Source organism: Terriglobia bacterium, from assembly GCA_036496425.1.
Classification (GTDB): domain Bacteria; phylum Acidobacteriota; class Terriglobia; order 20CM-2-55-15; family 20CM-2-55-15; genus 20CM-2-55-15.
Genome location: DASXLG010000187.1, coordinates 1 through 21,763, shown reverse-complemented (window position 1 = coordinate 21,763; position 21,763 = coordinate 1). Strand labels below are relative to the sequence as shown.

The 21,763-nt window shown below is 56.7% G+C and carries 18 protein-coding genes and 1 tRNA gene; 9 read left to right on the top strand and 10 right to left on the bottom strand.

The window, feature by feature from the left end:
• Nucleotides 1-37: 37 nt before the first annotated feature.
• From ileS to VGK48_13215, 7 genes are read left to right on the top strand one after another with little or no spacing between them, the layout of a single operon-like run.
• A complete protein-coding gene (gene ileS, locus VGK48_13245) occupies nt 38-3,163 on the top strand; it encodes an isoleucine--tRNA ligase (GenBank protein HEY2382137.1) in 3,126 nt (1,041 codons plus the stop codon).
• Between the two features lie 37 nt (nt 3,164-3,200).
• The gene (locus tag VGK48_13240) at nt 3,201-5,330 is read left to right on the top strand and encodes an adenylate/guanylate cyclase domain-containing protein (protein ID HEY2382136.1); all 2,130 of its coding nucleotides are present in this window, start codon (nt 3,201-3,203) and stop codon (nt 5,328-5,330) included.
• Nucleotides 5,331-5,349: 19 nt separating this feature from the next.
• Nucleotides 5,350-6,600: a hypothetical protein gene (locus VGK48_13235; GenBank protein ID HEY2382135.1), complete on the top strand. Its 1,251-nt coding sequence runs from the start codon at nt 5,350-5,352 to the stop codon at nt 6,598-6,600.
• Between the two features lie 8 nt (nt 6,601-6,608).
• On the top strand, nt 6,609-7,094 hold the full coding sequence (locus VGK48_13230; protein ID HEY2382134.1) for a hypothetical protein: 486 nt from the start codon (nt 6,609-6,611) through the stop codon (nt 7,092-7,094).
• Nucleotides 7,091-8,749 carry an ATP-binding protein gene (locus VGK48_13225; GenBank protein ID HEY2382133.1) on the top strand — a complete coding sequence of 553 codons (1,659 nt, stop codon included), beginning with the start codon at nt 7,091-7,093 and terminating at the stop codon, nt 8,747-8,749. Before VGK48_13230 ends, VGK48_13225 begins: the two co-directional genes overlap by 4 nt.
• Nucleotides 8,750-8,761: 12 nt before the next feature.
• Complete coding sequence (locus VGK48_13220; GenBank protein HEY2382132.1) at nt 8,762-9,943, top strand: SpoIIE family protein phosphatase; 1,182 nt, start codon at nt 8,762-8,764, stop codon at nt 9,941-9,943.
• A gap of 40 nt (nt 9,944-9,983) precedes the next feature.
• Complete coding sequence (locus VGK48_13215; protein HEY2382131.1) at nt 9,984-10,568, top strand: glutathione peroxidase; 585 nt, start codon at nt 9,984-9,986, stop codon at nt 10,566-10,568.
• Between the two features lie 7 nt (nt 10,569-10,575).
• On the opposite strand, the gene VGK48_13210 is transcribed toward VGK48_13215, so the two are convergent.
• Nucleotides 10,576-11,196, bottom strand: coding sequence for a CPBP family glutamic-type intramembrane protease (locus VGK48_13210; GenBank protein ID HEY2382130.1), 621 nt, complete (start codon nt 11,194-11,196; stop codon nt 10,576-10,578).
• Nucleotides 11,193-12,161 carry a type II CAAX endopeptidase family protein gene (locus VGK48_13205; GenBank protein HEY2382129.1) on the bottom strand — a complete coding sequence of 323 codons (969 nt, stop codon included), beginning with the start codon at nt 12,159-12,161 and terminating at the stop codon, nt 11,193-11,195. Before VGK48_13205 ends, VGK48_13210 begins: the two co-directional genes overlap by 4 nt.
• Nucleotides 12,162-12,238: 77 nt before the next feature.
• On the opposite strand from VGK48_13205, the gene VGK48_13200 reads away from it, so the two are divergent.
• Both VGK48_13200 and VGK48_13195 read left to right on the top strand, forming a co-directional pair.
• Nucleotides 12,239-12,311: transfer RNA gene (locus VGK48_13200), tRNA-Phe, on the top strand.
• 67 nt (nt 12,312-12,378) lie between these two features.
• Entirely contained in the window at nt 12,379-12,531 is a 153-nt protein-coding gene (locus tag VGK48_13195) for a hypothetical protein (protein ID HEY2382128.1), read from the top strand.
• Nucleotides 12,532-12,548: 17 nt separating this feature from the next.
• Here VGK48_13195 and VGK48_13190 read toward each other — a convergent pair whose 3' ends face one another.
• The 8 genes from VGK48_13190 to VGK48_13155 form a co-directional block, all read right to left on the bottom strand.
• Nucleotides 12,549-13,163, bottom strand: coding sequence for a J domain-containing protein (locus VGK48_13190; protein ID HEY2382127.1), 615 nt, complete (start codon nt 13,161-13,163; stop codon nt 12,549-12,551).
• Between the two features lie 22 nt (nt 13,164-13,185).
• Nucleotides 13,186-14,220 carry an ABC transporter permease gene (locus VGK48_13185; protein HEY2382126.1) on the bottom strand — a complete coding sequence of 345 codons (1,035 nt, stop codon included), beginning with the start codon at nt 14,218-14,220 and terminating at the stop codon, nt 13,186-13,188.
• Complete coding sequence (locus VGK48_13180) at nt 14,210-15,202, bottom strand: ABC transporter permease (protein ID HEY2382125.1); 993 nt, start codon at nt 15,200-15,202, stop codon at nt 14,210-14,212. Before VGK48_13180 ends, VGK48_13185 begins: the two co-directional genes overlap by 11 nt.
• Nucleotides 15,203-15,205: 3 nt before the next feature.
• Complete coding sequence (locus tag VGK48_13175; protein HEY2382124.1) at nt 15,206-16,954, bottom strand: peptide-binding protein; 1,749 nt, start codon at nt 16,952-16,954, stop codon at nt 15,206-15,208.
• A 72-nt stretch (nt 16,955-17,026) separates the two neighbouring features.
• Nucleotides 17,027-17,794, bottom strand: a complete 768-nt coding sequence (locus VGK48_13170; GenBank protein ID HEY2382123.1) for a type III pantothenate kinase — start codon at nt 17,792-17,794, stop codon at nt 17,027-17,029.
• 2 nt (nt 17,795-17,796) lie between these two features.
• Complete coding sequence (locus tag VGK48_13165) at nt 17,797-18,780, bottom strand: biotin--[acetyl-CoA-carboxylase] ligase (protein ID HEY2382122.1); 984 nt, start codon at nt 18,778-18,780, stop codon at nt 17,797-17,799.
• A gap of 12 nt (nt 18,781-18,792) precedes the next feature.
• The gene (gene nadC / locus VGK48_13160; protein HEY2382121.1) at nt 18,793-19,638 is read right to left on the bottom strand and encodes a carboxylating nicotinate-nucleotide diphosphorylase; all 846 of its coding nucleotides are present in this window, start codon (nt 19,636-19,638) and stop codon (nt 18,793-18,795) included.
• A 51-nt stretch (nt 19,639-19,689) separates the two neighbouring features.
• The coding region (locus VGK48_13155; protein ID HEY2382120.1) for a valine--tRNA ligase at nt 19,690-21,763 on the bottom strand (2,074 nt) is incomplete at its 5' end.

Sequence of the window (21,763 nt, the reverse complement as noted above, 5' to 3'; positions counted from 1 at the left end):
CGCGTCATCTGCGGCTCGTTTCTGCTACATTAGCTAGATGTTCAAGACGATATCCGACAAAGTGAACCTGCCGGATCTCGAAAAGGAGATTCTCGCCTACTGGAAACAGCATCGAATCTTTGAAAAAAGCGTCGAAGCCCGCCGGAACGCGCCGGATTACACCTTTTACGAGGGCCCGCCCACGGCCAACGGCAAACCCGGCATCCATCATGTTTTCGCCCGGACTATCAAAGACCTCGTCTGCCGGTACCAGACGATGCGCGGCTTTCAAGTGCATCGCAAAGCCGGCTGGGACACTCACGGCCTTCCGGTCGAAATCGAAGTCGAGAAGAAACTCGGGCTCAAACACAAAGGTGAAATCGAGCAGTACGGCGTCGCAAAATTCAATGCGGAATGCCGCAAGTCGGTCTTCGAATACAAGGACATGTGGGAAGACCTCACCTCGCGCATGGGGTATTGGATCGACATGGAGCACCCCTACATCACGTGCGAAAACGAATACATCGAGTCCGTGTGGTGGGCGCTCGACCGCTATTTCAAGGAAGGACTCATCTACCAGGGCTTCAAGGTTCAGCTTTACTGCCCCCGTTGCGGAACGCCTCTCTCTTCGCACGAGGTCTCTCTTGGATATCGCGATGTTCAGGATCCGTCGGTCTATATAAAGGCCAAAGTCAAAGGACAGGAAAACACCTACTTCCTCGTCTGGACCACAACTCCCTGGACGCTGATCTCCAATGTCGCGCTCGCGGTGAATCCCGATGTCGAGTACGTTAAGGTTTCGTACAAAGACGAATTCCTGATTCTCGCCAAAGAACGCCTCTCGGTGATGCCCGAAGGAACTGAGATTCTCGAATCCATGCCCGGCCGTGACCTGGTCGGCACGGAATATGAGCGCTGGTTCAGCTTCATTCCGGTCGATAAAAGGGCCTGGTACGTGATCGGCGGCAACTTCGTCACGACGACCGACGGTTCGGGTATCGTCCACATGGCTCCGGCCTACGGCGAAGACGACTATCAGGCATCGCTCAAGAACGATCTCCCGATGATCCAGGCGCTGGATGCCCGCGGCCAGTTCACCGAAGCCGTGCCGCCGTACACCGGCAAGTTCTTCAAGGCAGCGGATCCGGAGATTACCGCGGACTTGAAATCACGCGGCCTTCTGCTCAAGAAGGAAACCTACACACATAGTTATCCCCACTGCTGGCGCTGCGACACTCCGCTGTTGTATTACGCACGCAAATCCTGGTACATCCGGACGACGGCGTACGCGAAGGACATGATCGCGTACAACAAGCAGATCCATTGGTATCCGCCGGAAACCGGCGAAGGCCGGTTCGGAAACTGGCTCGAGGAAAATAAAGACTGGGCGATCTCGCGCGATCGCTACTGGGGTACGCCGCTGCCGATATGGATTTGCCAGCAATGCGAAGCCAGACGGTCCGTCGGCAGCGTGGAAGAACTTCGGCGCGAAGGCGCAAAACTGCCCGAACCGCTCGATCTCCACAAGCCGTATGTCGATGACATCGTTTTGAAGTGCTCGTGCGGCGGTGAAATGCGCCGCATTCCGGAGCTGGCTGACGTCTGGTTCGACTCCGGCTCGATGCCGTTTGCTCAATGGCACTATCCCTTCGAGAACCAGGACGTCTTCAAACACGCCTTCCCTGCCGCGTTCATCTGCGAAGGCGTCGATCAGACCCGCGGCTGGTTCTATACGCTGCACTCGATCAGCTCGGCGCTTTTCAAACAGCCGTGCTTCAAGAACGTTATCGTGAATGACCTGGTGCTCGATAAGAACGGCCAGAAGATGTCGAAAACGCGCGGAAACACGGTCGATCCTTTCCAGGTGATCGGTCAGTACGGCGCGGATACGGTGCGTTGGTTCCTGATGTCGTCGAGTCCGCCGTGGAAGCCGAAACTGTTTGATATCGATTCCATCGCGGAAGTGCAGCGGAAGTTCTTCGGAACACTGCTGAACACTTACGCGTTTTTCACGCTCTACGCCAACATCGACGGCTTCAGGCATGCCGAGCCGGACATTCCGGCGTCGGAGCGTCCGGACATCGATCAGTGGATTCTGTCTCTCTTGAACTCCACCACGGCCGAGTTCATCGACGCGATGGACAACTACGACCCCACGCGTGCCGCGCGCCTGGTCAGCAATTTCACCATCGAGCAGCTTTCGAACTGGTACGTGCGCCGCAATCGCCGCCGTTTCTGGAAGGGTGAATCCGGGCCGGACAAGACAGCCGCATATCAAACACTCTTTGAATGCCTCGTCGCCATCACGAAGATGACCGCGCCGCTGGCGCCGTTTCTGGCGGACGAGATCTATAGGGCGCTGATCTCCGCAACCGGACGCGAATCGTTCGAGTCGGTCCATATCGCTCCGATAGCCGGCTCGAATCAAGAACTCATCAAACCGGAACTCGAACAGCGGATGGATGTAGCGCAAAAGGTCGTCGGCCTCGTCCGCACGATGCGGGCGAAGACGAATCTGAAGACCCGGCAGCCGCTGGCTCGCATCGCGATTCCTGCGTCGGCCGAGACGCGACGGCTGATCGAACAGATGAACGATGTAATCCTCGAGGAAATCAACGTCAAGAAAATCGAGTTCATCGACGAGTCGTCGCCGATCGTTCGAAAGACCGCAACGGCAAACTTCAAGATCATCGGACCGAAATTCGGCAAGCAGGTCAATGCCGTTGCCAAACGAATCAAAGAGATGACGTCGGCGGAAGTCGTGCAGCTCGATCAGACCGGAACGTTCGCAACTGACGTCAACGGCTCGCAGGTGACGATCAGCCGCGAAGACGTCAGCGTTTCTGCGCAAAGCATCGAAGGCTGGCTGGTCGAATCGGCCGAGGGCCTCACCGTTGCTCTCGACACGACGCTCACACCGGAACTGGTGAATGAAGGCCTGGCCCGCGAATTCGTCAACCGCGTCCAGAACATGCGAAAAGATGCCGGGCTTTCGGTCACGGATCGCATTCGTATCTACTTCGAGTCGTCGGAAAAAGTTGCCGGCGCGGTTTCCCGCATGACCGAGTACATCAAATCCGAAACACTCGCCACCCAGGTCCAGACCGGCCGGGACAGCGCCCAGCACTGGGAAAAGTGGGAGATCGACGGCGAGCCATGTGAAATCGGCATCTCCAAAGAGTAAAGAAGGGGAAGGAATCGGTGGTACCGTGCCCCACGCTATGCCTATCAAAGTACTGATAGTCGACGACGAACAGGATTGGGAGCTGCTGATCCGCCAGCGCTTCCGCGCAAGGATACAGAGCGGCGAGTTCGAATTCATTTTTGCGCGTCACGGCCAGGACGCGCTCGAACACCTGCATCGCGATCCGGCTATTGATGTGGTGATGAGCGACATCAATATGCCCGTCATGGACGGGCTGACGCTCCTTTCCCGCCTGACCGCGCTCGACCGCACCCTGAAAGCGGTGGTCGTCTCGGCTTACGGCGACATGCAGAACATCCGCGCCGCGATGAATCTGGGTGCCTACGACTTTCTGACCAAGCCTGTCGATCTGCGGGATTTCGAACTCACGCTGGCGAAAACTGTCCGTGAACTGGAAAGGGTGAAACAGGGGTTGAAGGCGCAGGACCACTTGCGTGCCACCTTGGAGGTGGTCAGCGATTTGTCGTCCGAACTTCAATTGGGACCTCTTCTGGGCAAGATCATTGCAACCATTACAAAAATGCTGAATGCCGAGCGGTCGACACTGTTCCTTCATGACGAGAAAAGGAACGAGTTGTACACCGAAGTCGGCGAGGGTCTGAATCTCGGAGAAATTCGCATTCCGGCTACCGCCGGGATCGCAGGCACCGTGTTTACCACGTCCCGTCCCATCCGGTTGATGGATACCTACGCCGATGCCCGGTTCAATGCTCACGTCGATCGCAGCACCGGATTCATCACCCGCTCGATTCTGTGCGTGCCCGTTATTAACAAACAGGGTAAAACGATTGGCGTTACCGAAGTCCTGAACAAAATCGGCAGCGCCTTCAGCGCGGACGATGAAGCCCGATTGCAGACATTTTCATCGCAGATTTCCATCGCCCTGGAAAACGCGAAACTGTTCGGCGATGTCCAGACGATGAAGAACTACAACGAGAGCATTCTGGAAAGTATGTCGAGCGGCGTCGTGACCGTGAACGAAGACGGCATTGTGATGACGTGCAATGCCGCCGGCTGCTGCATCCTGGACATTCAGGCGGCCGATGTTATCGACAGACCTGTGGCGGAGGTCTTTGGCAACGCGAACGACTGGGTGATCGAGAAATTGCGGCACGTTGAGGAAGCCAGGACCGACAACGTGACCATCGATGCGCAGTTGCAGTTCGGCGAGCGGACCATTCAGGCAAACGTCACGGTTCTACCGCTCAGCAGTTTCAATAAGGGACAGTCCGGTTCCGTCATCATGATCGAGGACATCACCAAGGAGAAGCGGCTGAAAGCCACGATGTCCCGCTATGTCGACCCTTCGATTGCCGAAAAATTGCTCGAATCGAAAGACAATGTTCTCGGCGGACAGAGCAGTCTCGCCACCGTGCTGTTTTCCGATATTCGCGGCTTCACCCGCCTGACCGAAGAGCTTGGTCCTCCGGAAACCGTGACGCTATTGAACGAGTTCTTTACGGTCATGGTCGATTGCATTCAGCACGAAGGCGGGATGCTTGACAAATTCATCGGCGACGCCTTTATGGCGGCATTCGGCATTCCGCTCGCCCGCGACGACGACGAGGATCGCGCGGTTCGCGCCGCCATTCTTATGCATGCGGAACTGCGGAAATTCAACGAACGCCGCGTGTCGAGCGGACGCAAGCCGCTGTTCATCGGGGTCGGCATCAATACGGATGTCGTAGTCTCCGGGAATATCGGCTCGCCGAAGCGGATGGACTATACCGTGATCGGCGACGGCGTCAATCTCGCTTCCCGGCTGGAGAGCGCCTGCAAGGAATACGGCACCGGAATTCTGGTCAGCGCCGCAACGTTCCAGCGGCTGCGCGGCGGCTACTGCAGCAGGGAGGTCGATCGCGTGCTGCTGCACGGTAAATCGGAGCCGGTCCGGGTCTTTGAAATTCTCGATTACCACACCGAACAATCCTTTCCACAGATGCAAAGTGTGTTGATATGCTTCGCCGACGGTCTGCAACTTTACCGCGACCGCCGCTGGGACGAGGCGAAGCGAGCTTTTTCCACCGCACTGGATCTTCATCCCCACGACCTTACCTCCGCGATGTACCTCAGACGGTGCGATGAACTGCGGCAGTTTCCGCCGGCCGCCGGCTGGAATGGAACGTGGGTCATGAAATCCAAGTGACCATCAGGGAGACGATTCATTGACGAAAACAGTGCTGCTGGCCTGCGGGCTCGTGTTCGCCCAGGCCTCGACCGTTCTGGCTCAGGCAGGTAATCCGCAGGAGCAGACACAAGTTATCCAGAAGTTAATGGACCGGATCGATCAGTTGGAGAAGCGCGTCGCCGAACTGGAAGGAGCGAAGGCGCAGAGTCCGCCGCCTCCTCCGGTAGTGACGGCGCAGCCGCCCGCGCCGCCCGAAGGCATGGAAGCGATCATGCACCCCAACTCCATGCCGCGGCCGACATTGAATATGGCCGGCTTCAGCGATTTCACTTTCAGCGGAGGCGACCAACCGGGCGCCAAAACAGGGTTTAGCGAAGGTCAGTTCATTCTGCACTTCAATTCCAATCTGTCGCCTCGGGTCAATTATCTTGCCGAAATCAGCTTGACGGCCCGCACCGATGCCGGTACCGGCTCGCCGCCTGCGACCGGTTTCAATCCGGAAGTCGAACGCAGCATCATCAGGTTCGAAGAGAACGATTACTTAAAAGTGTCGTTCGGCCGCTACCACACGCCCATCAATTACTGGAACACCGCATTCCATCATGGCCAGTGGCTTCAGACCACGGTGAGCCGTCCGGAAATGACGCAGTTCGGCGGCAAATTCATTCCGGTCCACTTCGTCGGCGCGCTCCTCGAGGGCGCCGTCCCCGCCGGCGGCCTGAATCTGAATTACAACGTCGGCATGGGGAACGGCCGCGGCGCCGTGATCAGCCGGCCTGGCGACTTCGGGCCGATCAACAATGCCAAAACGTGGCTGGTCAACGGCTTCATCCGTCCAGACCGGTTTTATGGTCTGCAGACGGGAGGATCCGCCTATCACGACAAAGTGACGACCAACGGAAGAGACTACGACGAGTGGATCACCTCTGCTCACTTCGTCCTCACCCGTGAAAGGCCGGAGATTATTGCCGAAGCGGCGGATACGCGGCATAAAAGTCTCACCGTGCCGGCGCCGATCGCGAACAGTCAGGCGTATTATGTGCAGGCGGCATATCGTCTGCCGTTTTGGGGCCGCCAGTGGAAACCCTACTATCGCTTCGAGTACATTCATGTCCCGAAGTCCGATACCATGTTCCAACCGCTGCCCAACCTGGCGGGCCACGTGGCCGGAGTACGTTACGACCTTACAAACTTCGCTGCATTCAAGTTTGAATTTCGCAACCAGCGGCGCGCGCCCGGCTTGCCGGATTACAATTTTGGCTTTATGAACATCAGCTACACGTTTTAGGAGAATCGATGAACCGACGGAATATGTGGTGCTTCCTCGCCATCCTTCTCCCGATCGTGACGCTGTTCGCAAATCCCGCGCCAGCAGCGGACATTGCGGTCGTCGCGAACAAGGATGTTCCGGTAGATAACCTCACTTTTGCGGAGCTGCGGAAGATCTTGTTGGGCGATCGGCAGTTCTGGTCGTCCAGCATCCGGGTAACCTTGCTGATTCACGCGCCAGTCGCACGCGAACGCGACGTCGTTCTCAAGAATGTTCTCGAAATGAGTGAGGCGCAGTTCCGTCAGTATTGGATCGGCAAAGTGTTTCGCGCCGAAAGTTCTGTCGCGCCCAAAACGGTCGACACCAATGAGCGGGCAGCTGCGCTGGTGACGAATATTCCCGGAGCTGTCGCGTTCATGGATGCGGAGCAGGTACCCAGGGACGCCAAGGTTCTGAAAGTGGACAGTCTGCTACCGGGTCAAAAAGGCTATCCGCTCCGCTACATCCCATGACGATTCGACGAAGACTGTCTGCCGCCTTTTTCGTCATCGTCATGCTGTTCGCTCTCAACCTGATCATCTACTTCTGGGGAAACCAACGACGGCAATTGACCGTCGAGGCGCTGCGGCGCGCGGTGTCCAGTCAGGCTTTGATTTCGGCGATCAACCTGACGCTGAACGATATCCAGAAACAGATCACGCTGCTCGGTCAGGCTGCCGAGGCGTCCTCCGGCGCGGATCCGGTCGAAGTGGCGCAGTTCAATCAACAATTGCAGAGTGTTGAAAAACAGATCGACGATCTGCACAACCTCGCCGAACCGCAAAATCGGAAGGATATCGATGCCTTCGGTAACGCGTTTCGGAACCTGGCGGCATCGTGGAGGGTATTTTATGGCAGTTTCGGCGTCGATCAGACGAAGGCGATCACCGAACTGGCGGTGCGCGCCGAACCGCTGACGCAGGAGGTGTTGAAAAGCCGGCTGCCTCAGCTGCAGAAGGATGAAAACGGACGCGTCGATGCCGCCAGTTCCAATTTCTATGCGGTCGCCACGCTCACCGATCGGATCGCGATCGCCATCTTTCTGGCATCCGCTGCGATTGCCATCATTGTTGCCTTTGCCGTGTCGACGCAGTTGACGACGGGACTCGATCGGTTAAAGAAGGGCGCGGCGCTGATTGGCAGCGGGCATCTGGAAGAGCGTCTCGCCATCAAGAGCAATGATGAACTCTCCGAACTGGCGCGCGCATTCAACGACATGACGGGGAAGCTGGCGCTGGCTCACGACCAACTGACGCGAGCCGGCGATCAGGAGCGGAGGAAAAGCGAGGAACTGGAGAAGGCCATGGATCAGCTGCGTAAAGCGCAGGATCAGCTGGTCGTGCAGGAGAAGCTCGCGTCCCTGGGATCCCTCACCGCCGGCATTGCCCACGAAATCAAGAATCCGCTCAATTTCGTGACGAACTTCGCAGAGGTTTCCGTCAGTCTGGTCGACGAACTCGGGCAGTCGATTGCCGAACAGAAACAGCGGCTCGATCCGAAGGAGGTCGAGAATATCGCCGAAATTCTTAATGACCTTCAGCAGAATGTCAGCAAGATTCAGCAGCATGGAAAGCGCGCCGATGGCATCGTCCGCAATATGCTGATGCATTCACGCGGGCAATCCGGGCAGTGGCAGTTGACGAATCTGAATTCACTGCTCTCCGAATATGTAAAGCTGGCATATCACGGAATGAGAGCGCAGAATCAGAACTTCAACGTCGGCATCGAGGAGGATCTCGATCCGTCTCTTCAACCGGTCAACGTCGTGGCGCATGACCTGAGCCGGGTGTTTTTGAATATTGCGAATAACGCATGTTATTCCGCATATGAAAAGAAGAAGAGGGTCGGCGACGGATTCGAACCGCTGGTGTCCTCGCGGACCCGCGATTTGGGCAGTCGCGTTGAGCTCCGCATTCGCGATAACGGAGACGGGATTCCGCCTGCAGTGAAGGCGAGAATCTTCGAACCGTTCTTCACCACAAAGCCCACCGGGTCCGGCACCGGTCTGGGTTTATCGATGAGTTTCGAGATTGTGGTGCAGCAGCACAAAGGGGAAATCCGGGTGGAATCCGAGCCCGGTCAGTTCGCGGAGTTTATTATCACGTTGCCGAAGATGAAGACCACCTAGAGGGTGCCTGGAATGGCCTTTAAAGTATTGATCGTCGATGATGAGCCGGATCTTGAAGTCTTGATCCGGCAGCGCTTCCGCAAGCGGATCAAGGACGGCGAATTCGAGTTCGTATTCGCGCACAACGGGCAGGAAGCGCTGAACCGGCTGAAGGACGATCCCACTCTGGACGTCATCATGAGCGATATCAACATGCCCGTGATGGACGGGTTGACCTTGTTGTCGCGGCTGACCGACATTAACCGGATTCTCAAAGCCGTCATTGTCTCCGCCTACGGCGACATGCAGAACATCCGCACCGCGATGAACCGCGGCGCTTATGATTTTCTGATCAAACCGATCGATTTTGCCGATTTCGAAACGACTCTCAACAAGACGATCCAGGAACTGGAAACGATCAAACAGGGATTGCAGGCGCGCGAAGAGCTCACTGCGATTCAGCATGAACTCGGCGTTGCTGCGCGCATTCAGCAGTCGATTTTGCCGCGGCAGTTTCCTCCGTTCCCGGGTCGAACGGAATTCGAAATCTTTGCGCAGATGACGCCCGCGCGCGAAGTCGGCGGCGACTTTTACGATTTTTTCCTGATCGATACCGACCGGCTGGCCTTCGTGATCGGCGACGTGTCGGGCAAGGGTGTTCCCGCCGCCATCTTCATGGCCGTGTGCCGGACATTACTTAAAGCCACCGCCTTGCAAGGCGGCTCTGCCGGCGAATGCGTCAAATATACGAGCGATGTCCTGACCCAGCAGAGCGATACTGCGATGTTTGTGACGGTGTTCTACGGCATACTCCACACCCATACCGGTGAACTGGAATACTGCATTGCGGGACACAATCCGCCGTATCTCATTTCGAAAAGCGGCGACTCACGGCAGCTGACGGAGCCGTCCGGAATGATCGCGGGCGCCTTCGAAACGGCGAGCTTTGAAACCGGCCGACTGACGATGCAGCCGGACGAGACGATCTTCCTTTATACGGACGGCGTTACCGAAGCCGCCAGCGCGACCGGGGAATTCTTCTCCGACGAACGCCTGCACAAGTTGCTCGGCCGGACCCCGGGCGGATCGGCGGAAGACATCGTTACTAACGTGCTGGCGGAAGTGCGCATCTTCGCGGCAGGCGTGCCACAGTCCGACGATATCACCGCCATGGCCGTCACTTTCAAAGACGTTTTAGCGAGCGGAAATCGCTAATTTCACGGTATCCTGCAATTCTGAATCAGCGGAGGTTCCGATGCGCAACATACTTCTTGCGGCGATCCTGGTGGTGGCGGCAGCTGGGCTGCAAACGGCTCAAACCAAGAATGGAGGCAAGGTGCCCGACGTGCTCAGTTTTAAAATGAACAGCCTGAACGGCCAGCCTGTTGACCTTTCGAAGTACAAAGGCAAGGTCGTGCTCATCGTCAACACGGCGAGCGAGTGCGGTTACACCTACCAGTATGAAGGCCTGCAGAAGCTGCATCAGAAGTATGCCGCCCAAGGCCTGGCGCTTCTCGGATTCCCGTCGAATGATTTCGGCCAGCAGGAACCCGGGTCGGACGGTGAAATTCAGCAGTTCTGCAAAGCCAACTATGGCGTGACATTTGACTTGTTTTCCAAAGTGCCGGTACTCGGAGCGGGGAAAGTTCCACTATTCGATTATCTGACTTCGCGAACCACCGATCCGAAGTTCCCCGGCGAGATTCAGTGGAATTTCGAAAAGTTTCTGATCGGCCGCGACGGCCAGATTATCGGCAGATTTCGCTCCGCTGTTGAGCCCGAATCGCATGACGTCACCGCTGCCATTGAAGCCGCGCTGGCAAAACCGGCGTCGCAGTAACTGTCCCCTATGGCTGATTTCTCCGGTAGAAACCCGGACCAACTCTCAACCCGTGATGCCATGCCACCGGCAGTGCTACAGACAACAGACTTCCTATAATCGCCTGCGATAAAGCGAGCGGCACAAGGTTGCGCGTTGCGAAAAACACGCGCGTCAGGATATAGCCGCCTAAGAACGTCACCGGTACGAGCACGGGGTTTGGCATGTGCACGGCGGCGAACAACACGCCGTTCATCCACGCCGCACGCTTGGGATTTTTCATGATGAGCAACAACCTGTTGCCGAAGAACGACTGCAAAACGAACTCCTGAAGCAGACACCAGGCGAAATACCTTCCCAGTCCATACAATCTATTGACTGTGAAAAACGCGGCCGGTAGACGGGCAACGATGAGAACGGCAGCGATGATGAGCGTCGGCAGCGCCAGCAGCCTGATTCCGTTCCACAGTCCTCGAGACCCGAATCCCAGGTCCTGCAACCGGTCCCGATGCAGCAAAAACGTCAGAAGAATAAAGACCAGCAGGACAACTGCGAAGTCCGGAAACCTGAACTGCAACCGCCAGATGTATGCCACCACCCCGGCGAAAACGAAAAGGACTTCCCCTGCGGCCCAAGCCTGCATCATCATCTAAACACCACGCTCCAGACGGTATCCACCAGCGCGTGGGTTAGAGCAGAAGCCATCAGGCTTCCCGTAGCGCTCCAGGCGCTGCCGTAGAAGATCCCGGCGATCGTCGCCATCAGACAATACCGATAGTTCGGAATGGGTGGACCATTATTGAGATGCGATGCGCCGAATATGAGCGCTGCGATTACCAGGCTGACGACCCGTCTCCGAGTCACACGTTCGAGCCAGTTTTGAATTAAACCTCGAAAGAGGAATTCTTCAGGCAAAGCCGTGAAGAGGAATATTCCGGCGAACACGGGGATAGCGGAATATAACTTTTTCAGCGTAAAGCTGTAGTGGATGAAATCGATCGCAAAGCCCAGGGGAATCGCGATGACGGCAAACATCACGAAGCTCGCGAGGCCGGCTCGAATGTAAGTGCGATCCACCTCGAAGCGAAAGCCGACGTTCGGCGTTCCGTTCCAGACAATAAAAGCGACAAGGCCCGCATCGATCGCCAGCAGCTGGGCAAAGGCGTAATGCAGGTCCGGGCCCGGCATCTTCGCGACCAGAATCTGGCGAACGATGCCCAGTTCCAACGGCAGCCAGATCCAGAGGATCACCAGCGGTTCGGCCTTGGACGATACAGCGAACACAAGGAACGGAACGCTCAAATACACCGCCATTGTCGTCAGGCCTCTCACGTTAGCAATCCCCATTCCCGTCGCATAACCGGCATACAGGGCCCAGAGTATGATCGGCACGGCGGCAATCCTGGCCGGCTGTGTCCTTGCTGATTTTTGAGCGGCTTCCAGGATCTGATCACTGCCGAGGAGCAGCATTCCGGTAAATGCCAAACCCGGGAAAATCATCAAGAGGGCTTGCGGCAGCGGCGTGCCGGCAACCGCGAACCACGACACCGCCGCCGCGGCTATTGCGAGACCGGCGATCGTTGCGGCGGGGGCGGAGAGGCGGTATCTCTTCATGCAAACACCAGTATGGCCTGCAACTTGGGTCTTTACGAGTGCCCCCTGGCTCCGGTAACGTTATAGGGTTCGCTGGAGCCTAGGTAGCTCAGCTGGTAGAGCGCGGCCCTGAAAAGGCCGGCGTCGGCGGTTCAACTCCGTCCCTAGGCACTTCTCCTACACGCGCTTCGCCAAAAAACGCAACTTCAGCAAGCAGCAACGCTGCCCCAAGTGCGGCTTGACGACCCGATTCCGCCGGGGACGCGATGACGCGCCGGCCGACCATTGGGTTTGCCTCGGCGCCGGCTGTGAATTGAAAGTCGCCAACTATCGAATCGCCGTCGATCGCGATTACGACCCTTCTGAGGACTCGCTACTGCAGATCTCGTAGCAGATAGCGCCTGACTTTCAGTTCGATACGAACGCTTCATACATGCGCTCGCGGAGCTGGGAACGCCTCTGTTCTAATTCATTTATTCTTCGGCGGTATTGCCCGCGGCCCAGATAGTCGGAGATGCCGATGATCAACATGACTCCGCCAATCAGCGTGAAGAAATAGGTGAAGGCGAATGTGATCGGGAAATCCTGAAAGACGTCCGACGGCATGAGATAGGCGGAAATATGCATGATCGCCGCAACACTGCCGATAATTGCGCCGATCATCATCTTCAAGCGGCAATTTGAATACTTCCCTGCCAGATTCATGATCTCGACCGACACCTGAGCGTATTCGCGCTCAAGGGCGTTCTGCTCGCGAGGCCGGCGCGGCCGCACGGATGGAGCCGGCGCCTCCTCGTATTTTTTCACCAGGTCGTCGTACTCCTGGCGGGTCGTGGGGTTGAGCAGCGTCTCCATGATGAAATTGAACCGGCTCATCTGCTCATGAGCCCATGCCTGCTTATCCGGAGGATTTTTATCGGGGTGATAAACCTTCGCTACTTCTTTGAAAGCATGCTTGATCGCAGCCGCGTTCGCGTCACGAGGAACACCCAACTCGTCGTAGAAAGTCTTGATCGGCGGCATTCACTTTCCATTATAAACGGACTTAGCCCTTCAAACGAGGGTCCGCCGCATCCCGAAGACCTTCTCCAACAAGGTTATATGAAGTAACCGTAAGGAAAATGGCGAGACCGGGGAAAGCCGCCAGCCACCAGCCGCTGGGCTGAAGTTCACGAGCCGTGGCGAGAATCGAGCCCCAGCTCGCGGTTGATGGAGGAACGCCGACACCCAGGAAACTAAGCGCCGATTCGATCAGAATCGCGGAAGCGACTCCAAACGTCGCGGCGACCAGTACAGGAGCCATCGTATTCGGAAGCACATGGCGGAAAATCGTTCGGGCATCCGTCGCACCAAGAGCGCGAGCCGCAACCACATAATCCAGAGTTTTCGTTTTCAGAAACTCCGCCCGGGTCAGCCGCGCCACGGTCGGCCAGCTTGTCAGCCCGATCACGATCATGATGTAGAAGATGCTTCTTGGGAGAAATGCAACGGCGGTAATGACCAGAAAGAACGTTGGAATCGTCATCATGATCTCGATCGCCCGGGAAGCCACAATGTCGACAACGCCGCCGTAATAGCCGGCCATGGCCCCGATGGCCAGCCCGATCAGAACGTAGATCGAAACCGCGACAAATCCCACCGAAAGGGATACGCGTGAACCGTGGATGATGCGGCTCGCAACGTCACGGCCAACGTCGTCAGTACCCAGGAAATGCTGCTTCGAAGGTCGTTGCAGAGCGTCGTTGAGATTAACCTCGATCGGCGAATACCGGATCGGCGGGAATTGTGCCCAGTCGCCGGGCTTGAAATTCTCCACCGCAAAATCCTTGAAAGATATATTCCGAAACTGCAAAGGCCACCTGTCAAGCCCGACACCGACAAGATAGTCCTCGACGACTGGAAAGTAGATCTGTCCGCCGTATTTCATCGCGAGTGGCTTATCGTTTGCAATGAAGTCCGCAAGTGCGGCTACCAGAAAGAACCCGAGAACGATGAACAATCCCGCGACAGCGGCACGATTCTTACGGAACTGCCGGGAGATGATGTGCCAGTAGCTTTCAGGCTGCCGATCATTGTCCATAAGCAATTCTGGGATCCGCCAGTACGTACAGAAAGTCCGCAATCAGGACACCAGCCAGCGTCACGAGGGCGCTCGTCGTAAACAGAGCCATGAGGAGCGGGTAGTCTCTCGTGAATACAGCCTCATAGCTGAGCTGCCCCATCCCGGGAATGGAAAACAACGTTTCGATAACGATGCTGCCTCCGACAACGGCCGGAAGAAGATCAGCCACGAGTGTAATGATCGGTATTAACGAATTCCGCAACGCATGACGGTAGACGACCATCCGCTCGCTCAAACCTTTGGCTTTTGCCGTCCGGATATAGTCCTGGCGGATGATTTCCAGCATGCTGGCGCGCATATATCGCGACAGAACCGCCATCGTGTAATACGTCAGGCACCCCACCGGAAGAACGAGGTGCCATCCTTCGTCGACGACACGCTGCCATAGCGGCCACGTCGCAGAGTTGTTCGAGGTCAGACCAAATACTGGAAACACGTTCCAGAAGTCACCGCCGCCGAGATAAATGATGGCCATCGTCGCCAGCCAGAAGTTCGGAATGGAGTAAAGCCCGAACAACAGGACTGTAAGTATGCGTTCGCCTATAGTGAATCGATGCGTCGCCGAGTACATGCCGAGCGGAATCGCTATTAAATAGGCAAGAACGATCGAAATCCCGCTCAATTCGATCGAAACAGGCAGGCGTTCCTTCAATTTGTCGATGATCGGCCGATGATCGCGCAGGGATTCGCCGAAATCGAATGTGACGATCCGTTTCAGCCAGCTGAAGTACTGAATGTAGAGAGGACGATCGAGCCCGTACAACTCCCGGGTTTCCTTGAGTTGTTCGGCGATGTCTCCGGTAATTCTTTGATCGTTCTGTGCAAGCTTCAGCTCTGCGGGATCGCCAGGCGCCAGATGGATGAGGATGAACGAAACGATCGAAATACCCAGCAGCGTTGGAATAATCAGAAGAAGACGTTTGACGAAATATCCCCGCATCCTCTATGGCGCAGTCGTGCTTTTGTACTTTTGCAACGCAGCTGGAACCCACCAGCTGTTCAGGTCGTATCCGGGCCGTAGCGGCAGCCACTGCACGTTCTGGAACCTCTTGCTATAGGCAGCGGGTTCGAGCCAGTAATAAAGGAACGCGACAGGCTGTTCATCTGCCATCAACTCCTGCCATTTCCAGTAAAGAGCTTTCCGTTTCTGCGGATCGAATTCCAGGTTGATCTGCTCCAGAAGGCGGTCGGAATCGGCGTTCTTGAAATTCATAAAATTAGAGCCGCCTGCTGCCGAACTGGAATGAAATATCTGCGTTTGCTCCTGATCCAGATCGGATGACGAGGTGAGCGCGCTTGAATCGAACCGGTGCTCTTTCAGCGCCTTGGACATCAAAGCGAATTCAATCGTCCGCTCCGTCATCTCAATGCCGGCTTTCCGGAAAGCTTCTTCAAGCACAGGCGAAAGCTGCGGGAATGTGGGGCTTCCGGTGGAGCCCAGAAATTCGAATTTGAATTTCACGCCGTCTTTGTCCCGGATGCCGTCACCATCGTGATCGATCCAGCCTGCCTCATCCAATAATTCGCCGGCTCGCTTCGGGTCATAAGGCAACGCCTTGAGATTCGGATCGAAATTGGGCGCCTGAGGACTGATCGGCGAAATGGCGATGGTCCCCAGGCCGAGCCGGATCTTATCGATTATTTTCTGCCGGTCGATCAGCATCGTCATCGCCTGCCGGACACGTTTGTCTTTAAAAAACGGCCGGTCATTATTCCAGATGATCCAGGAGGCGGAAGGAATCGAGTACGTTCCTTTGGCAAATTGCTGATCGAACGCCTGTCCGGATGTCTGGTCCCTGTATTGAATAGGCAATAACCTGGGTTGCAGGTCGATTTCTCCTGCCTTCAATGCAGTGAGCGCGGCCGTGTAATCGTTGATGACCTTATAGACGATCTTGTCGAGATAGGGCTTTTTCCCCCAATAATCGTCGTTCCTTGTGAGCACAATCTCCTTGCCGCTGTCCCACTTTTCAAACTTATAAGGTCCGGTTCCAATGGGGGCGCGATTCGCAGGATGAGTGTTGAACCCTTCCGCAAACTTCTTGATCTTGGGGTCGGCTTTTCCTTTCGGCCCGATGATGTCTTTATAGCTGAAGCCATCCAGCAAGCCGTCCGCGTCGAAAACGTGCTTTGGAATGATGGCCAGAGTGTTGGCGACGTTTTCTACATTGTATACATTCGGCTTCTTCATCTGGAAACGCATGGAGCGGCCGTCCACCTGAATGTCTGCAATTTCACTCAAATAACTACGAACCGGCCCGGTATCATCCAGAGGACAAGCAGCAGCTTTGAAGGTGAACAGAACATCGTCGGGGGTAAAGGGCACGCCATCGTGCCATTTAACACCGTCCCGAATTTTGATGGTATATGTCAAACGATCGTCAGAAATTGAAGGTGGTGCTTCTATCAGAAGGGGCTCAGTCAAACCAAAGTCTTTGTTGTTGTAGGCCATCAACAACTCATATACCTGAGAATTATTGACTCCCCACATCACGTAGTGGGCAACAGCATTTGTACTGATAAGCGGATTCAGGTTATCCGGATCGCTTTCGAGCCGAACAACGGCCCAGTCGCCCTTTACAGGATGGCTGACGTCAATCGCCGACGTTTCGTTGCTGCCGGCGGAGCGGCTGCACGCACAAAGGACCGCGCATGCAAGCAGGGATACGGCAAGTACTGTTCGACGCATCATATCGTCTCCCGCTTCGGCAGCCGCCAAAGCTGCGCCATTATTACATGAGTGTCATCAATCCAACGGCTTTTGTCAGCGCGTCAGGCGTGAGGCGAGCAGTTGAAGCCCGTCCAGCGTGATATTCGGATCGACCGTGTCGATCAGCTTGGTTTCCTGGCTGATGAATAGAGCCTGGCCGCCGGTGCCGATGACCCGCGCATCCGGACCGAGTTCCTTTTTCATTCTGGCGATGATGCCGTCGACCAGAGCGACGTAGCCGTAGAACAGGCCGCTTTGCATGCTCGTGATCGTGGAAGTGCCGATGACATGCGGCGGTTTCTGAATTTCGATCCGGGGAAGCTTGGCGGCATGTTCGTACAGCGCTTCGGCGGATATGACAATTCCAGGAGCGATAACGCCGCCTCGATACTCGCCGTCCGAAGTGATCGCATCGAACGTCGTGGCCGTGCCGAAGTCGACCACGATCGCAGGCTTGCCGTACTTGTGGATTACTGCAACCGCGTCGACGATGCGATCGGCGCCGACTTCGCGCGGATCGTCGTAGAGAATGGGAATCCCGGCATTCTCGTGGGTCACGAAGACCGGCTTCACCGAAAAATAGACAGATGCCATCTCGTTCAATACCGGGTCGAGCGGCGGCACCACCGAAGCGATAATCACGCGGCGGATCTTTGCCGCGTCGATTTTCTCCAGCGCAAAAAGGTTGCGCAGGAGGATGCCGTACTCATCGACGGTTCGCTCCTTCTGAGTGGACAGCCGCCAGTGCATGACGAGCTTGTCGCTGGTGTCGTAGACTCCGAAGACCGTGTTGGTGTTGCCGAGATCAATTGCCAGTAACATGGTTACTCCCACTCCACGACGTCGCCGCTGTAGACCTCTTCAATCTGGCCGCCCTTCTGTTCGATTCTCAGCGCGCCGAGCGGGTTCAAACCGCGGGTAACTCCGGCGATTTTCCGGACGCCGTCATGGATTTCGATTCTGCGCCCGTTCGCGAAACTCGAAGAACACGTCCATTGATCGATGATGCTGCGCGGCCCTTTGCGCTCGAAATCCATATAGATGGTCTCGAACTCTTCAAAGAATTCCAGCAAAATCTCGATTCTCGATTGAATGTGGCCGGATGCGATCCGCAGCGAGGTCGCGCGCTGCGCTATATCTTCGGGCAGGCTTTCATGGTTCGCGTTGAGGCCAACCCCGATGATCATCATCTTCACCAGATCCACTTCCGCATGAATCTCGGAAAGTATCCCGCAGAACTTCCGTTGCCCGATCAGCAGGTCATTCGGCCATTTGATGTCGATGTCGAGCCCGGTGTAGCGCTCCACCGCATTGTGCATCGCCACTGCAGTGGCCAGCGTGAACAGCGGCGCGAGACTGGGCGGCGCTTTCGGGAACAAAACCATCGAAAAATAGATGCCGGCTTCTCTCTGGGAGTGCCAGCTGCGTCCCAGCCGGCCGCGGCCGGCGGTCTGCGCTTCGGCCAGGACCACGGTTCCCTCCGGAATCTTGCGGCCGTGAGTGATCAAGCGGCCGGCGAAAGAGTTGGTCGAATCGACGTCATAAAAGTGAAACAGGTTCCGGCCGATGATCCGGGTGCGAAGCCTCGGCCGGATAATCTGCGGCAGCAGGACATCGGGCAGGCGGACCAGCCTGAAACCGGTGAACAGCTCGCCACGGATCTCGATTCCGGCTTCACGAAGCTTTTCGATCCATCGCAGGAGCGTGGAGTGAGAAACACGAAGATCTTTGGCCAGCTTCTCTCCCGACACCGCGAGCGTCATGTTCTGCATCAGGGCAAATAGAAGCTCGTCGAGTTTCCGGTCCATTCGATGATTAGATTACTCGGGCATTACCCGCAAATGAATGTCGACAGCGCGGGCCGAATGGGTCAGCGCGCCGATCGAGATGTAGTCGACGCCGGCTTCGGCAAAATCGCGAACAGTGTCCAGCGTGATACCTCCGGATGACTCGATCGGAACGCGCCCGGATACCAGCTGTACCGCCTCCAGGGTTTGCTGCGGATTGAAATTATCCAGCAGGATCACGTCGGCGCCCGTTTCCAGCGCCGTGCGCAATTCTTCGAGGCTTCGCACTTCGACCTCGACTTTCACCAGGTAACCCAGATGGGCGCGAGCCGCGCGGATGGCCGCATCGACGGAGGAATGAAATGCAAGATGGTTGTTCTTGATCAGGATGCCGTCGAACAGTCCCATGCGGTGATTCATACCGCCGCCGCAGGTCACCGCGTATTTGTCGAGCACGCGTAGTCCGGGTGCGGTCTTTCGTGTATCGACGATGCGGGCATGCGTGCCCTGGACACGATCCACGTAACGGCGGGTCAACGTCGCGATTCCGCACATGCGCTGGAACAAATTGAGCGATATGCGCTCGGCAGTCAGGATCGAACGGGCCGAACCGCGGACTTCGGCGATCGGGGCTCCGGACGCCACGGAAGCGCCTTCGGATTCCAGCGCCTTGAACTCAAGCTCTGGATCGACCAGCTGGATAATCTCATGCACGATGGGCACACCGGAAACGACCAGCGCTTCCTTGGCCGTAAAGCGCGCCCGGGCGTGAGCGTTGGCGGGGACAACCGCCCGGGATGTGATATCCCCGGAACCGATGTCCTCGCGAAGGGCATCCAGGAAAAAAGGCCGCAAAAGCTGAAGATCGATATTTTGCATACTGACTTGGGGCATCAGCCGCGGAGCGGCGTAAGACCTTAGCCCCGCCCGTCACTCCAACCGCGTCAAACCTTCGTTCAACTTGGCGGCCTGATCCTGATAGTCCGCGAGACGGCGGCGGTTTTCCTCGACGACCTCTTTCGGCGCCCGCTCGATGAAACTCGCCTGCGACAGCTTCCTCTCCAGGCCGTCAATCTCCCGCTGCGCCTTTTCGAGTTCTTTCTTCAATCGCGCGCGTTCCGTTTCGACGTCGATCAAACCCGCAAGCGGGACTTCAAGCGAAAGGCCACCCGCAACTGCACGGGCCGAAAGCTTGTCGCCGCTCAGCTGCGAAACGACTTCAAGCCGGCTGACCTGAGCCAGCTTGAACACGTATTCGCGCGCATCGGACAGAAGCTCTGTCAGCTCCGGATCGGTCACCGCAATCCGGACCGGGACCGTCTGCTTTGCGTCGACGTTCATTTCGGAACGGATATTCCGCACCTTGACGATGATCTCCTGAATCAGTTCCGTCTGCGCCTCCGCGCGTTCGTCGACCAGTTCAGGATCGAATTCAGGATACGCCGCTATCATGATCGACTCGCCCTGGTGCGGAACGTTCTGCCAGAGTTCCTCGGTGATGAACGGCATAAACGGATGCAAGAGCCTCAGAGCACTCTCGAAAACATAGAGCAATGTGGGCTTCGACCGCTCGGGATGAAGCTTGATCATCTCGAGATACCAGTCGCAGAGCTCGTGCCAGAAGAACGAGTAGGCGTGCCGCGAGCCCTCATGCAGATTGTACTGTTCGACCGAGCGGTTCACATCCGCTGCGGCTCGCGCGAGGCGCGACAGGATCCAGCGGTCGGCCAACGACAGGTTCGATTGCTTCAATTCAGTGAGCGGCGACAGCCGGTCGCTTTCGTCGACGTAACGGGAAATGAACCGAGCGGCGTTCCAGATTTTCGTGGCGAAGGCGCGATAGCTGTCGAGCAACTCGTCCGAGACGGCGATATCGGTTCCCGGAGCTCCCATGCGCGCAAGGGCGAAACGGACGGCGTCTGTCCCGAATTTGTCGATGATCTCGAGCGGGTCGACAACATTACCCTTCGATTTCGACATTTTCTGCCGTTCGGCGTCGCGAATGATTCCGGTGATGTAAACGGCCTTGAACGGAACGTCGTTCATGAATTTCAGGCCGAACATCATCATGCGCGCAACCCAGAAGAAGATGATGTCGTAGGCCGTCACCAGCAAGGTCGTCGGATAAAATGCTTTCAGATCTTCCGTCTGATCTGGCCACCCGAGCGTAGAGAACGGCCAGAGGCCCGAGCTGAACCAGGTGTCCAGAACATCCTGATCCTGGCGGATCTTTCCCGAAGAGCATTTCGGACAACGATCGACGTCGGTTCGAGACACGATCATTTCGCTGCAATCGTCGCAGTACCAGGCCGGAATGCGATGGCCCCACCACAGTTGCCTCGAAATACACCAGTCACGGATGTTGCGCATCCACTGGAAGTAGGTGTTGGACCAGTTCGCCGGAACAAATTCCGTCCGGCCCTGCTCGACTGCCGCGATTGCCGGTTCCGCCAGCGGTTTGATCTGAACGAACCACTGCGTCGACAACAGCGGTTCGACGACGGTGTGGCAACGCTGGCAATGTCCGACGTTGTTCTTCAGCGATTCCGTGCGCGACAGCAGACCCTGGGCATCGAGGTCGGACAGAACGCGCTTGCGAGCCTCGGCGCGATCGAGTCCCTGATAAGGCCCGCCTTCCGCCGTGATTCTGGCGTCTTCATCGATGATGCTGATCTGCGGTAAACCGTGCCGCTGGCCCATGTCGAAGTCCGCGGGATCGTGCGCCGGCGTCACCTTCACAACTCCGGTGCCGAACGCCGATTCCACGACTGCATCTTCGATGAAAGGGATCTCCCGGTTCATTAATGGAAGGATGACGAACTGTCCCTTGAATCCTGCGTAGCGTTTATCACTCGGATTCACGGCGACGGCCGTATCGCCCAGCATTGTCTCCGGCCGCGTGGTCGCAACCTCGACAAACGCATCCGGAGTCCCCTTCAACGGGTACTTGATGTAATACAGCTTCGAATCGACAGGCTCATAAACGGTCTCAAGGTCCGAGAGG

Bases quoted from the DNA above. Each gene is read 5' to 3' on its own strand.
- ileS (HEY2382137.1), top strand. From the start codon at position 38: ATGTTCAAGACGATATCCGACAAAGTGAACCTGCCGGATCTCGAAAAG.
- VGK48_13240 (HEY2382136.1), top strand. From the start codon at position 3,201: ATGCCTATCAAAGTACTGATAGTCGACGACGAACAGGATTGGGAGCTG.
- VGK48_13230 (HEY2382134.1), top strand. From the start codon at position 6,609: ATGAACCGACGGAATATGTGGTGCTTCCTCGCCATCCTTCTCCCGATC.
- VGK48_13225 (HEY2382133.1), top strand. From the start codon at position 7,091: ATGACGATTCGACGAAGACTGTCTGCCGCCTTTTTCGTCATCGTCATG.
- VGK48_13220 (HEY2382132.1), top strand. From the start codon at position 8,762: ATGGCCTTTAAAGTATTGATCGTCGATGATGAGCCGGATCTTGAAGTC.
- VGK48_13215 (HEY2382131.1), top strand. From the start codon at position 9,984: ATGCGCAACATACTTCTTGCGGCGATCCTGGTGGTGGCGGCAGCTGGG.
- VGK48_13210 (HEY2382130.1), bottom strand. From the start codon at position 11,196: ATGATGATGCAGGCTTGGGCCGCAGGGGAAGTCCTTTTCGTTTTCGCC.
- VGK48_13205 (HEY2382129.1), bottom strand. From the start codon at position 12,161: ATGAAGAGATACCGCCTCTCCGCCCCCGCCGCAACGATCGCCGGTCTC.
- VGK48_13190 (HEY2382127.1), bottom strand. From the start codon at position 13,163: ATGCCGCCGATCAAGACTTTCTACGACGAGTTGGGTGTTCCTCGTGAC.
- VGK48_13185 (HEY2382126.1), bottom strand. From the start codon at position 14,220: ATGGACAATGATCGGCAGCCTGAAAGCTACTGGCACATCATCTCCCGG.
- VGK48_13180 (HEY2382125.1), bottom strand. From the start codon at position 15,202: ATGCGGGGATATTTCGTCAAACGTCTTCTTCTGATTATTCCAACGCTG.
- VGK48_13175 (HEY2382124.1), bottom strand. From the start codon at position 16,954: ATGATGCGTCGAACAGTACTTGCCGTATCCCTGCTTGCATGCGCGGTC.
- VGK48_13170 (HEY2382123.1), bottom strand. From the start codon at position 17,794: ATGTTACTGGCAATTGATCTCGGCAACACCAACACGGTCTTCGGAGTC.
- VGK48_13165 (HEY2382122.1), bottom strand. From the start codon at position 18,780: ATGGACCGGAAACTCGACGAGCTTCTATTTGCCCTGATGCAGAACATG.
- nadC (HEY2382121.1), bottom strand. From the start codon at position 19,638: ATGCAAAATATCGATCTTCAGCTTTTGCGGCCTTTTTTCCTGGATGCC.